Annotated in this window: 11 protein-coding genes; 3 read left to right on the top strand and 8 right to left on the bottom strand. The window is 70.5% G+C overall.

Features of this window, described 5'->3' with window-relative positions:
* Positions 1 to 68: 68 nt before the first annotated feature.
* Genes GWI24_RS08780 through GWI24_RS08800 form a run of 5 tightly spaced genes read right to left on the bottom strand, consistent with a single transcriptional unit; the run spans position 69 to position 4,983 of the window.
* Positions 69 to 899 (bottom strand): hypothetical protein, encoded by an 831-nt coding sequence (locus GWI24_RS08780; RefSeq protein ID WP_210945322.1) that lies wholly within the window; start codon positions 897 to 899, stop codon positions 69 to 71.
* A complete protein-coding gene (locus GWI24_RS08785) occupies positions 896 to 1,942 on the bottom strand; it encodes a Gfo/Idh/MocA family protein (RefSeq protein ID WP_210945323.1) in 1,047 nt (348 codons plus the stop codon). Before GWI24_RS08785 ends, GWI24_RS08780 begins: the two co-directional genes overlap by 4 nt.
* Complete coding sequence (locus tag GWI24_RS08790) at positions 1,939 to 2,802, bottom strand: sugar phosphate isomerase/epimerase (RefSeq protein WP_210945324.1); 864 nt, start codon at positions 2,800 to 2,802, stop codon at positions 1,939 to 1,941. The genes GWI24_RS08785 and GWI24_RS08790 overlap by 4 nt, the downstream gene beginning before the upstream one ends.
* A gap of 19 nt (positions 2,803 to 2,821) precedes the next feature.
* On the bottom strand, positions 2,822 to 3,829 hold the full coding sequence (locus tag GWI24_RS08795) for a sugar phosphate isomerase/epimerase (RefSeq protein WP_210945325.1): 1,008 nt from the start codon (positions 3,827 to 3,829) through the stop codon (positions 2,822 to 2,824).
* Positions 3,830 to 3,843: 14 nt separating this feature from the next.
* A complete protein-coding gene (locus tag GWI24_RS08800) occupies positions 3,844 to 4,983 on the bottom strand; it encodes a Gfo/Idh/MocA family protein (RefSeq protein ID WP_210945326.1) in 1,140 nt (379 codons plus the stop codon).
* Positions 4,984 to 5,184: 201 nt separating this feature from the next.
* Here GWI24_RS08800 and GWI24_RS08805 point away from each other — a divergent pair, with 201 nt between their 5' ends.
* Entirely contained in the window at positions 5,185 to 5,808 is a 624-nt protein-coding gene (locus GWI24_RS08805; RefSeq protein ID WP_210945327.1) for a TetR/AcrR family transcriptional regulator, read from the top strand.
* 34 nt (positions 5,809 to 5,842) lie between these two features.
* Here GWI24_RS08805 and GWI24_RS08810 read toward each other — a convergent pair whose 3' ends face one another.
* Positions 5,843 to 6,085, bottom strand: coding sequence for a hypothetical protein (locus tag GWI24_RS08810; RefSeq protein ID WP_247616086.1), 243 nt, complete (start codon positions 6,083 to 6,085; stop codon positions 5,843 to 5,845).
* A 500-nt stretch (positions 6,086 to 6,585) separates the two neighbouring features.
* Between GWI24_RS08810 and GWI24_RS08815 the strand changes: the two genes are divergently transcribed.
* Both GWI24_RS08815 and GWI24_RS08820 read left to right on the top strand, forming a co-directional pair.
* On the top strand, positions 6,586 to 8,991 hold the full coding sequence (locus GWI24_RS08815) for a glycoside hydrolase family 44 protein (protein ID WP_210945328.1): 2,406 nt from the start codon (positions 6,586 to 6,588) through the stop codon (positions 8,989 to 8,991).
* Positions 8,988 to 10,109 (top strand): glycosyl hydrolase 53 family protein, encoded by a 1,122-nt coding sequence (locus GWI24_RS08820; RefSeq protein WP_210945329.1) that lies wholly within the window; start codon positions 8,988 to 8,990, stop codon positions 10,107 to 10,109. Before GWI24_RS08815 ends, GWI24_RS08820 begins: the two co-directional genes overlap by 4 nt.
* A 232-nt stretch (positions 10,110 to 10,341) precedes the next feature.
* Here GWI24_RS08820 and GWI24_RS08825 read toward each other — a convergent pair whose 3' ends face one another.
* Both GWI24_RS08825 and GWI24_RS08830 read right to left on the bottom strand, forming a co-directional pair.
* Complete coding sequence (locus tag GWI24_RS08825) at positions 10,342 to 11,709, bottom strand: protein kinase (RefSeq protein ID WP_210945330.1); 1,368 nt, start codon at positions 11,707 to 11,709, stop codon at positions 10,342 to 10,344.
* A gap of 102 nt (positions 11,710 to 11,811) precedes the next feature.
* On the bottom strand, positions 11,812 to 12,496 hold a 685-nt coding region (locus GWI24_RS08830), incomplete at its 5' end, for a WD40 repeat domain-containing protein (RefSeq protein WP_247616087.1).

A 12,496-nucleotide genomic window follows, 5' to 3' on the forward strand; every position in this document is an offset into this window, starting at 1 on the left:
ACGGGGAGCGGCCCGAGGCGGCACCGCCGGGCGGGGTCAGGCCGGTCGGCGGCGTCGCCGTCAGTGAGTCAGAGGCCGAGGGCCCCGACGGGAAGAAGGGCGAGGTCGGCCGCGAGGTGGTGCAGGGTGTGTGGGGATTCGGCACCGTTGGCCGCGGCGTGGGTGTGCCGCCAGGCCGCGCGGTGGGCGGTCTCGTACAGGGTGGGGAGCCGGTGCTCGCCACCGTCGTCGATCCGCACGACATCCGCCGGGCGGGCGATACGCGGGTCTCCGAAGCCAATCCGCCACTGTTCGCCGGCGCCGCGCAGCACCAGCCGGGTGTCGGTGGTCCCGACAGCGGATCGGGCGCCGCTGAAGCTGACGAAAACGTTTCCGTACTCGCCGAGCGCACCGTGGCCGTGCTCGTCCAGACGGGTCACCCGCAGTGCGGAGGGCGCCCCAAGGAGCGTCCGTATCAGGGCGAGCTGGTCGAGGAGAGCGGTCACCGGAGACTTGTCCACCGCGGTGAAGATCTCCACCAGGGCCTCCTGGCTCACCGCCTCCCGCAGCGCCGGAAGGGCGTCGGCGACCGCGGGGTGCAGCGCCCACGGACTGTCCACGACGACCGGTACCCGCGCGCTACCGGCCAGCTCGGCCAGCTCGCGCACCGTCTCGGGCGCGGACGGCGTCGGGCCGCTCAGCAGCACCGCGCGGGGCTGGCTGGCCAGGGCTGCACGCAGCCGCTCGGGCCAGCCGGGCCCGCCGACTGCCCGCACCTTGGGCGTACCGGTGTCGTCGGCGCGCAGCCACTGTGGGAGCGAGGCGAGCGTGCCGTGGGTGAACGGGGTGTCGAGTTCCTTGTCGAGCACCACGGCCAGCGGCCGGGTGGCGGGCTCGGCGGAGGCAGCGCCGTCGGTCATGCCGCCGCTCCTTCCTGCTGGAGAACGGCGCCCGCGAGGGCGGCCAGATCGGTGGCGTACCCCAAGTCCGCGACCAGCTCGCCGGGGGCGTACAGGGGGGTGGCCGCGCCGGTGGCGAGGTCGGCCAGGTGCAGCCACTCGGCTTCGTAGCCGTTGTGCTCGTACGGACCAAAGACGCGGAGGCCGTCGGCAGTGCGCACGGTGGCCTCGGCGGAGCCGGCCCGCACGTAGGAGGGGGTGAAGTCCAAGCGCAGCTCGCTGGTGGCGCCCCAGACCTCGAAGGTCCACTCCGGACGCCAGGAGTTGCCGATGTGGCCGATCAGCTCCGCGGTGCGCCCGTCGGGGCCGTGCAGGGTGACGAGGTAGCCGAACGGCTTCAGCGGCAGCACGGTGTCCACGGCCTTCACCTCCGGCAGGAAGCGCCGGATCAGCGGAAGGTTGTGGATGGCGAGCCCGAGGAGGGAGCCGCTGATGGCGGCCGCGCGTGCCGCGGGGTCGCTGAGGTCGCGACTCGGGGGCGCCACCGGCTGCGAGTGCAGCTGGGTGGCGAGGGTCTCGTAGCGCGCGTTCGGCGGCAGCTGGATGACCGAGCGGATGTGGTGCGCGGTCTCCGGCAGATCGCCCCAGTGCTTCTCGACGGCCAGGTAGGCGGGGTCGTAGGTGTGCATCGCTCCGACGATCACCGGCACGCCGGTCTTGGCGGACACCTCGGCGATCCGCTCGGCGTCCTCGGTCGTGGTGGCGAAGGGCTTCTCCACCAGTACGGCCTTCTTGCCGGCGCGGGCGCAGGCGATGGCCTGGCCGGCGTGGAAGGAGTGCGGGCTGCACACGGCGACCACGTCGACGCCGTCGTCGGCGAGGAGCTCCTCCACCGACGTCGAGTGGTGGGCGCCGGAGCGTGCCGCGACGGCCGCCGCGGTCGTCGGGTCGACGTCCATGACGTGGGCGACGTGCAGCCGGTCGGAGAGACCGGCGAGGTGGGGCAGGTGGATGGCCTGGGTGACGGGGCCCGCGCCGATGAAGCCCACTCCGAGCGTGCTCATCGCGACACGTCCGTGGTGGCGAGATGGTCGGCGACCCAGCGGTGGGACAGCTCGGCGCTGCCCTTGGGGCCGTCGCCCTGGTCGGGCACGTCGACCTCGACGACGAACCAGCCGTCGTAGCCGGCGGGCAGCGCCGCGACGGCGCCGGCGAGGTCGACGTCGCCGTGACCGGGCTCCGTCCACACATGGCGGCCGTAGGTGGCCTCCGCGTAGTCGCCGTCGGTGATCCGGGCGGCGGCGGTGTGCACGTCCTTGATGTGGACGGCGCCGACACGGTCGGCGTACTCGGTGATCAGGGCGACCGGGTCGACGCCCGCCCAGTGCAGGTGACCCGTGTCGGGGCCGAAGGCGAGCAATACGGGGTCGATGGCGTCGAGGACCGTGCGGATCTCCTGCTCGGTCTCGACCCAGGTGCCGACGTGCGGGTGCAGGCAGGGACGCAGGCCCTCGGCGGTGATGACCTCGCAGGCCTTGCCGAGGTTGTCGGTGATGGTGGCGAGCCGGCCGGCGTCGAAGGCGTGGCCGACGGCGGGGTGCTCGCGGCGCTCGGGTGCGAAGAACGGGGCGATGAAGACCTCGGTCAGTCCGAGCTGCGCCTGCTGGGAGGCGTGCACGCGGGCGGCCTCGGTGGCCGGCTCCTCGAAGGCGGCGCTGAAGTAGCCGGGGGCGGCGCGCAGGCCGTGGTCGTCGAGAAGGGTGCGGAAGTCGGCGACGGTGGTGCCGGGCGGGACGTCCGCCTGGACGGCGTCGAAGCCGGCTTCCCGGACTTCGCGGTAGACGCCGGGCAGGATCTCCCGGCTGAGGCTGAGGCCGTCCGCCGTGAGGTACCACGGCAGCGGGTTGATGCCTATGGGGGCCATGGAGCTGTCTCCCTCAGGTTCAGGGGCGGGTGCTGAAGGCCGCGTCGAAGGCGGCGGCGGGGGGCTCGATCGCGGTGAGCGCACGGACCCGGGCGAGCGCGTCGGGGGCGCCGACCAGGCGGTCCATCCCGGCGTCCTCCCACTCCACAGAGATCGGGCCGTCGTAGCCGATGGCGTTGAGGACGCGGACGCAGCCCTCGAAGTCGATGTCGCCGTGGCCGACCGAGACGAAGTCCCAGCCGCGCCGTGGGTCGGCCCAGGGCAGGTGGGAACCGAGACGGCCGTTGCGGCCGTTGAGGTTCTTCTTCGCGTCCTTGAAGTCGACGTGGTAGATCCGGTCGGCGAAGTCGGCCGCGAAGCCCAGATAGTCGAGGTCCTGCCACACGAAGTGGGAGGGGTCGAAGTTGATGCCGAAGGCGGGCCGGCCGCCGATCGCGTCGAGGGCGCGCCGGGTGGTCCAGTAGTCGTATGCGATCTCGCTGGGGTGCACCTCGTGGGCGAAGCGCACGCCCTCGGTGTCGAAGACGTCCAGGATCGGGTGGAAGCGCTCGGCGAAGTCGGCGTAGCCGCGCTCGACGCTCTCGGCGGAGACCGGCGGGAACATCGCGATGGTGTGCCAGATCGACGAGCCGGTGAACCCGGTGACGACGTTGGCACCCAGCGCGGCGGCCACCCGTGCCGCGTCTTTCATGTCCTCGGCGGCGCGGCGGCGCACGCCCTCGGCCTCGCCGTCGCCCCAGACGCGGTCGGGCAGGATCGCCCGGTGTCGCTCGTCGATGGGATGGTCGCAGACCGCCTGGCCGACGAGGTGGTGGGAGATGGCGTGGACGGCGAGGCCGTGGTCCCTGAGGAGCTTCAGCTTGGCCGGCAGGTAGTCCGGCTCCGCGACGGCGCGTGCGACGTCCAGGTGGTCGCCGGAACAGGCGATCTCCAGGCCGTCATAGCCCCACTCGGAGGCGTGCCGGACCACCTCCTCGAAGGGGAGGTCGGCCCACTGGCCGGTGAACAGAGTGATGGGGCGAGGCATCTTCGGCTCTTTTCTCAGCTGCCGGTGACGGGGGTGTACGTGCCGGAGGCGGCGGCGCTGGTCTCGACGGCTTCGATGACCCTCTGCACATAGAGTCCGTCGTCGAAGTCCGGCTCGGGGTCGGTGCCATCGGCGATGCCGGTGAGCAGGTCGTAGGCCTGGTGGGTGAAGGCGTGCTCGTAGCCCAGGCCGTGGCCTGGGGGCCACCACACCCGCAGGTAGGGGTGGCCGGGTTCGGTGACCAGGATGCGGCGGAAACCGGCGGTGCCGGGGGGTTCGGTGGCGTCATAGAAGGACAGCTCATTCATCGACTCGAAGTCGAAGGCGAGCGCGCCCCGGGTGCCGCTGATCTCCAGCTGGATGGCGTTCTTGCGGCCGGCGGCGAAGCGGGAGGCCTCGAAGGTGGCCAGCGCGCCGCTCCGGAAGCGGGCGGTGAAGACGGCGGCGTCATCGACGGTGACCTCGTGCTCGGTGCCGTCGGGGGCGCGGCGACTCTCGACGAAGGTGGCGAGCTGGGCCGAGACGCCGTCGAGGGGGTCGTCGAGGAGGAAGCGGCCGAGGTCGACAATGTGCGAGCCGGTATCGCCAAGGGCGCCGGCGCCGGCCCGGGTGCGGTCCAGTCGCCAGGAGTAGGGGGCATCGGGGTCGTGCAGCCAGTCCTGGAGGTAGCGGGCGCGGAACTGAAGAACCCGTCCAAGGCGACCCTCTCGGACCAGCTTGCGGGCCAGAGCAAGCGCGGGAACCCGCCGGTAGGTGAATCCGGCCATGGAACGTACGCCCTGCTCACGGGCCCGGCGTGCGGCCAGTGCCATGGCCTCGGCCTCCGCCACGGAGGTGGCCAGCGGCTTCTCGCACAGCACATGCTTGCCCGCCTCCAGGGCGGTGACCGCGATCTCCGCGTGGCTGTCGCCGGGGGTGCAGATGTCGACGATGTGTACGTCGTCGCGGAGGACGGCCTCCCGCCAGTCGCCGATGCCCTCCCGCCAGCCCAGGTCGTCTGCGGCCCGCCGGACGCGGTCCGCGTCGGTGCCGGCGAGGACGGTCAGGTCGACGGGACGGGCGAGCGGGAAGACCCGGCCGACCGTGCGCCAGGCCTGGGAATGCACGCGTCCCATGAAGGCATGTCCGACGAGTGCGATGCCGAGAGGTTGCATTGGAGGGGTCCGTCCTGGAGAGAACAGCGCTGAGGCCGGAGGGATGGGGCTGAAGGGAGAGGGGGTGCCGTACGACGCGGCACGTCATCGTCCCGAAATGAAAAGTGATCGGGTGTTAACGTTTGGCCAAAAGTAAACGCCTGGTAGCTTTTGATGCAAGAGGTCGAGTCGAACTTTCTCTTCTCCACAGGAGGCCGATCGGTGACAGGCGCAGCGAGCGGGCCCCGTGGGCCGTACCGCAGCGGGATCAGGCGGCGGGAACAGATCGTCGTCGCGGCTGCCAAAGCCTTCACCGAGCACGGCTACAACGGCGCCTCCATGCGCCAGATCGCCGCCGACGTGGGTGTTTCCCCTGCCGCGCTCCTACGGCACTTCCAAGACAAGGAAGACCTGCTCTCCGCCGTTCTGGAGTGGTGGTCGGGCGAGACCGCGAGCCTCACCCGCACCGGGAGGATCGGACTTGCCGCCTTCGACCAGCTGCGCGCGGTCATGCGCTACCACACCGAGCACCGGGGTCTGCTGGAGCTGTTCATCCGCCTCACCGGCGAGTCCTCCGACGAGAAACACCCCGCTAGGCCGTTCATCCAGCAGCGCTACGCCAATCTGCTCCAGACCCTCACGCGCCGCCTCCTCGGCGCCTCCGCGACGGGCGAGATCCCGCCACTGTCCGCCGAGGGCGCCGAGCGGGAGATCCGTACCCTGTTCGCGGCGATGGACGGCCTGGAGATCCAGTGGCTCCTGGATCCGGCCGTCGACCTCGTCGGCCTCTTCGACCGGCACCTGAACGTGACGCTGGAACGCTGGCGGAGCGGCGCGTTCCTGTAACGCTCGGCCAAGCACGGACGTCGATTGAGTCAGGTCAACCTCGAGTTCGAGAGACACCGCCGCTGCTTGCTGCTCTGCGTATGCCGCGCTCTCGTTCATCGTTGCCGGTCTTGACGATGCCGCTGATCTCGAACTGTCCATTCTTGACGTGGTCGGGGATCGGATCGACGGGGACGATCGCGGCGTTCTCGTAGGCGGTGCGGATGAGGCCGCGGTAGCTGCGGCGGATGTTGTATTCGGGGTCGAGCAGCCAGTTGATCAAGATCTTGGTGGTCACGTGGATGCCTGCGTCTTCCAGGGGCCTGGTAGCCACGACGCGTGCCGGTGAGCTGGCTGAGCTGGGCGTGCCAGTGCCGGGCCGTGTATGTCGGCAGACGGCGGCAGGGCCGGATGCTTCCGGTTCCTCATCCGTGACCGGGACAGCAAGTTCACCGCCGCATTCGACGCCGTCTTCGCCGGCAACGGCACAGCCGTCATCCCGACACCGCCGCAAAGCCGCCGGTCCAACGCATTCGCCGAACGATCGATACGCACAGCGCGCACCGAATGAAAGACGATTCTGCCTGGCCTGTGGTGTCTCATCGATTCCCGCTGGTCACGGGACCGGGGGAGTTCTGGAACCCGACAGGTTCGGTCGAGACGGTTGACACTCCCACGGGGCTCACTGACCATGCGCAAGGTGGGAGCGCTCCCACCCCTGTTCCCGTCGCCCTGTTCCCGTCATCGGCACGGCCGTTGAGAAGGAGACCCACGCGCATGACTTCGAGACCGAGGCGCATGACTCCGAGAGCCGCGCCGGCGGCCGTGGTGCTGCTGGTGGCCGCCGCCGGTCTGGCCGGTCCCCACCAGGCGAGCGCCTTACCGGGTGGGGGAGCGCGGCCCACCGCCTCCTCCGCCGCACCGGAAGGCCCCGCCCTCAGCGTCGACACCACCACCGGCCGCAAGACGATCGACCCGCACATCTACGGGATCAACTTCGCCGACGAGGCACTGGCCGAGGAACTGCGCTTGCCGGTCCGCCGGTGGGGCGGCAACGCCACCACCCGCTACAACTACCAGCTCGACGCGTACAACGCGGGCGCCGACTGGTACTTCGAGAACCTGTACTACGAGAACGGCACCGCGGACCTGCCGAACGGATCGGAGGCCGACAAGTTCGTCGAGCAGAACCGCCGCACCGGCACCGACACCGTGCTGACCGTGCCGATGAGCGGCTGGACGACCGCGGCGCGCAACGCCGCCTGCGGCTTCAGCATCGCCAAATACGGCCCTCAGAAGGCGAACGACGCCCAGTGGCGCCCGGACTGCGGAAACGGTGTGAAGGCCGACGGTACGAACGTCACCGGCAACGACCCAACCGAAACCAGCGTCCCCGCCGGTCCGGAGTTCACCAGGGGCTGGGTGCAGTATCTGAACCGCACCTACGGCGCCGCGGACGACGGCGGCGTGCGCTTCTACAACCTCGACAACGAGCCCGACCTGTGGTGGAGCACCCACCGGGACGTCCACCCGGAGGGCACGGGCTACGACGAGATGCGCGACAGCACCTACGCCACCGCCGCCGCCATCAAGGACGCCGACCCCGGGGCGAAGACCCTCGGCCCGGTCGGCTGGGGCTTCAACTCCCTGGTCTACTCCGGCCTCGACCAGAAGACATGCAACGAGAAGGGCGGCGACTGCTGGTCCAACCCGCCCGACCGGGCGGCTCACGGCGGACAGCTGTTCGCCCCCTGGTACCTCCAGCAGATGAAGGCGTACGAGCAGACGCACGACCGCCGCATCCTGGACTACTTCGACGAGCACATCTACCCCCAGCAGACCGGGGTGTTCGGCGGCAGCGTGGACGCGGCCACCCAGGCCCTGCGGCTGCGCTCCACACGGCAGCTGTGGGACCCCACATACGTGGACGAGAGCTGGATCAACCAGCCCGTCCAGTTCATCCCGCGCATGCGCTCCCTGGTCGACGAGAACTATCCGGGCACCAAGCTCGCCATCACCGAGTACAACTGGGGCGCGCTGGACCACATCAACGGGGCCCTCGCCCAGGCCGATGTGCTCGGCATCTTCGGCCGGGAGGGGCTGGACCTCGCCACCCTGTGGGATCCGCCGACGTCCACCGAGCCCGGCGCCTTCGCCTTCCGCATGTTCCGCAACTACGACGGAAACGGCGGCTCCTTCGGCGACACCGCGGTCCACGCCGCCAGCGCCGACCAGGACGAGCTAGCGGTCTACGCGGCCCAGCGCAGTGGCGACAAGGCGCTGACCGTGATCGTCGTGAACAAGACCACCGGTGATCTGACCGCCCCGGTGTCCGTCACCGGCGGCACCGCGCCGGACGGCTCGGCGCAGGTCTACCGGTACGGCCAGGACGATGTCACCGCGATCAAGCACCTGGCCGATCAGCCGCTGACCGACGGCGGTTTCACCACCACCTTCCCGGCCTACTCCATCACCGAGTACGTCCTGCCCGCCGGATCCTCCGAGGCGAAGCCGCCCACCGCGCCCGGCGCCCCGGCCGCCACCGCCGTCGGTTCCGACCGGGCCACCCTCACCTGGGGCGCGTCCACCGCCGGATCGTCCCCGGTGGCGAGCTACCAGGTGTACTCCGGCGACACCGCGGGAGCCCCGGTCGCCACGGCCGACGCCCCCACCACGAGCGCCACCGTCACCGGCCTTTCCCCGGCCACCGCCTACACCTTCCGCGTCGTGGCCAAGGACACCGCCGGCCGCAGCTCCCCGCCATCGGCGCCGGTCAGGGTGACCACCGCCGCGGCCCCGGCGGCCACCTGCACGGTCGGCTACGCGGTGGGCGACGACTGGGGCACCGGCTTCACGGCCACCGTCACGCTCACCAACAAGGGCCCCACCCTCAACGGCTGGCGTCTCGGCTTCTCCTTCACCGGTAACCAGAAGGTGGCAGGCGGCTGGAACGGCACCTGGCGCCAGAACGCCACCGCGGTCACCGTCGACGACGCGGGCTGGAACGCCACCCTGGCCACCGGCGGCTCCACCACCGTCGGCTTCAACGGCGCCTACACCGGCGGCAACCCCGCGCCACGTGACTTCACCCTGAACGGCAAGCCCTGCACCGCCCCCGGCACCGTGGCCGCCGCCCATATCGCGGCCCCGGTCGGCCACGCGCCCGGCGCGGCCGCGGTGCCGGACCGGAGGAGGACACGATGACCGCGTACAGACCCGGACACCCGCTCCGGACCGCCCTGCTCGCCACCGTGCTCGCCCTGGCGGCGGCCCTGCTGACCGTGCCCGCCAAGGCGTCCGCCGTGAACGCCCTCAGCATGCGCGGCGCCGATGTGTCGACCGCACAGCGCGCCCTCGACCTGGGCGCCAAGTATTACGACGGAGCCGGCAACGCCGCCGACCCCCTCGACATCCTCAAGGGCGCCGGAGTCAACTACGTCCGCCTGCGGGTCTGGAACAACCCCGCCAGCGGCTACAACAACAAGGCCAAGGTGCTGGCCTACGCCAAGACGGTCAAGGCCAAGGGCCTGAAGCTGCTGGTCGACTTCCACTACTCGGACACCTGGGCCGACCCGGGCAATCAGCGCAAGCCCGCGGCCTGGGCGAGCCACGGCATCGGCCCGTTGCAGACCGACGTCTACAACTACACGTACGACGTCTGCAACAGCCTCAAGGCCCAGGGCACAGCCCCGGACAGCGTGCAGATCGGCAACGAGATCAACGTCGGCATGCTGTGGAACGACGGCAAGGTGGTCAACAACGACTTCACCAACCTCAGCCTGCTGCTCAAGGCGGGCTACAACGCCACCAAGGCGTGCAACGGCGGCACCCAGGTGATCATCCACACCGCGAACGCGGACAGCGACGCGCACGCGCGCTGGTTCTACGACGGGATCAAGGCGAAGGGCGTCAGCTGGGACATCACCGGGCTGTCGTACTACTGCATGTGGCACGGCACGCTGTCCACCCTGTACGACGTGGTCGCCGACATGCGGTCCCGGTACGGCAAGGACGTGGTCATCGCCGAGACCGCGTACCCCTTCACCTCGGCGAACGCCGACAGCACCGGTAACTCGGTCACCTCCGGCTGCTCGGGCTATCCGCTCACCTGGACGGGCCAGGCCGCCAACTTCACCGACGTACAGAACACCGCCCGCAACGCCGGTGCGATCGGTGTCTTCTACTGGGAGCCCACCTGGTACGCGGTCCCGGGCAACGGCTGGGATCCTGCCGACATCAACAACAGCGGGGACGGCTGGGACAACATGGCCGTCTTCAACTGGACCGGGCGACTGAACCCCACGATCAGATGGACCTCATAGCACCGTGTGGACATTCGACCTCAACGCGCCGCAGTACGCCCACGCGATCCTCGCCACGGACGAGTTCCTCGGGATCGTGCGGCCGCAACCTCAGGCAGCGGCGTCGTGACCTGACGGGGGGCGAACCCCGGAGCGCGAAGCGATGAAGCGGCGGACAGGTAGCGCGGGCTGTCCTTCGTCACCCTCAACGGTCGCCGGCCGGTATCTCCCGCGTAACTGCCGCAGCCAGGGCTCACCGCCCCGCCCGCTCCAGCGCCCCGCGCAGCTCCGCCGCGCTCGCGTAGCCGATCTGGGGGTGCTCCCGCAGCGCCGTGTCGATGACCTCCGCGAGGCGTCGCGGGATGGCCGGGTCGCGGCGGCGGATCGGGATCGCCGGCTCCTGCAGGACGACCTGCCAGGGGTCCTTGGCGCGCGGAAACTCGCGCGGGGTCCTTCCGGTCAGCGTGTGGTAGATGCAGGCGGCAAATGCCCAGACGTCCACGGCGGGGGTGGCCTTGCGGAAGTCGATGACCTGTTGGCGCGGCATGAACATCGGTTTGCCCGCTGTGGTGCCGGTGCGTGTCAGCCCGCTCAGGCCCGCCTGGTCAAAGGCCTTTCCGATGCCGAAGTCCGCGATCTTCGCCGTCGTCGAGCCGTCGGTCTCCCTGTGCAGCAGGATGTTGGAGGGGCTCAGGTCGCGGTGGACGACGCCCTGCCCGTGCGCGTGTTCCAGGCCCTTGAGCGCCTGCACCGCGATGGGCACCGCTTCCTCGACCGGGAGTCGCCCGCCGCGTTCGGCGACGAGCCGGTCCAGGCTGCCGCCGGTGCAGAACTCGGTTGTCAGATAGAAGGTTCCGTATCCGAAGCCCGCGTCGTGCAGCGCGACGACGTGCGGATGCTTCATTGCCCGGGTGAGCGCCACCTCGCGCAGGAACCGGGCGCGCGCCGTCTCGCTCGCCGCCACCTTCGGCAGCATCACCTTCAGCGCCACCTCGACGCCGGTGGCCTCGTGCCGGGCCAGGTACACCGCGCCCATGCCGCCACGCCCGAGCTCCCGGACCACCGAGTAGCCGCGGATGGCCTTGAGGTCGGCGCGGCCGCCGTGCGCCAGCTCGAGCAGCAGCTTGAGCACGGCGTCGGGCCGGGCCTGACAGGCGGCGCACAACAACTCGCCGGGGCGGCCGCCCGCCTCGTCGCCCAGCTCGCGCTCGCACTTGGCGCAGCGCGCGAGCCTCAGCGTGGCGACCTGCGGCCGAGTGATGTCGACGCGGAACACAGTGTCACCGAGGCGGATCCGGTCGCCGTCCTTGAGGTCGTGCTCGGGGTAGGAATCCGCGACTGCCTCCTCGGGGGTGAGGCCGCGGCGCCGCTGGCCGATCTTCTCGCCGTTGACGTACGTGCCGTTGAGGCTGCCGAAGTCGCGGATGCGGATGTCCGGCGGGTTGATGTCGAGCAGGCAGTGGTGGCGGGAGACGGTCCTGTGGTCGGAGTCGTCGGGCAGTCGTGGCGAACAGTCGGTGGAGCGGCCGAGGACGCGGGTGGTGCGCTCCTCGAAGACGTACGCGCCGGGCTTGACCCGGCCCTCGACGAGGGTGAGCGTGATGGTGGCCGAGGGCGTCACAGAGGATCGTCTCCTTGTGTGTGAGGGGAGGGCTTCGGGGGACGAGACGGTGATACGTGAGCGTGCCGTCTGCGGCGTCGGACAGTACGCATCCCGCTCCGCTCAGTCGGCCTCAAGCTCCCAGTCGAGGTCCCAGAGCCGGAGGCCGTCGTCTCCCGCCGACACCAAGTTGCGTAGGTCGGGGGTGAGTTCGAGGTGCCGGATGCGTTGTTGGTGCCCTTCGAGCACGTGCAGGCACCGGCCGGTGGCGACCTCCCACATCCGTACGGATCTGTCGTGGCCGGCCGAGAAGGCGAACCGGGCGTCGGGTGTGAACCGCACGGCGGAGACCCAGCCCTCGTGCCCCGCGAACTCGCGTACGGACCGCCTGGCATCGGCGTCCCACAGCCGGATCGGTTCGTCCTTGGCGCCCGAAGACATGACCTCGTGTGTGGACATGGCCAGGCGGCCGTCGGCGCTCAGGCACGCCGACAGGATCGGTTCCCGGGGGCCGGTCCAGGTCCGCAGGCAGGCTCCGGTGTCGAGATCCCGCAGCCGGACCACGCCATTGGAGTCGCCGACCGCCGCGAGCCGTCCGTCCGCGGACGTGGAGATCACGTTGACCGGGCCGTTCCGGCTGATCGTCGCGGTGCAGCGGTCGTCGTCCAGGTCCCATCGGCGCAGGACACCGTCGCCGCCGCCGAGCCAGGCGTACCTTCCGTCGCCGGTGAACCTGATGGTCCGCCTCATGTCCCAGTCCGGAGTCAGCCGACGGCACTCGCCGTCTGCCAGCCGCCGCCGAATGATC

The sequence above is a fragment of the Streptomyces sp. MK37H genome, from assembly GCF_018035285.1.
GTDB classification, from domain to species: Bacteria; Actinomycetota; Actinomycetes; order Streptomycetales; family Streptomycetaceae; genus Streptomyces; species Streptomyces endocoffeicus.

Bases quoted from the DNA above. Each gene is read 5' to 3' on its own strand.
- GWI24_RS08790 (WP_210945324.1), bottom strand. From the start codon at position 2,802: ATGGCCCCCATAGGCATCAACCCGCTGCCGTGGTACCTCACGGCGGAC.
- GWI24_RS08785 (WP_210945323.1), bottom strand. From the start codon at position 1,942: ATGAGCACGCTCGGAGTGGGCTTCATCGGCGCGGGCCCCGTCACCCAG.
- GWI24_RS08795 (WP_210945325.1), bottom strand. From the start codon at position 3,829: ATGCCTCGCCCCATCACTCTGTTCACCGGCCAGTGGGCCGACCTCCCC.
- GWI24_RS08820 (WP_210945329.1), top strand. From the start codon at position 8,988: ATGACCGCGTACAGACCCGGACACCCGCTCCGGACCGCCCTGCTCGCC.
- GWI24_RS08815 (WP_210945328.1), top strand. From the start codon at position 6,586: ATGACTCCGAGAGCCGCGCCGGCGGCCGTGGTGCTGCTGGTGGCCGCC.
- GWI24_RS08780 (WP_210945322.1), bottom strand. From the start codon at position 899: ATGACCGACGGCGCTGCCTCCGCCGAGCCCGCCACCCGGCCGCTGGCC.
- GWI24_RS08800 (WP_210945326.1), bottom strand. From the start codon at position 4,983: ATGCAACCTCTCGGCATCGCACTCGTCGGACATGCCTTCATGGGACGC.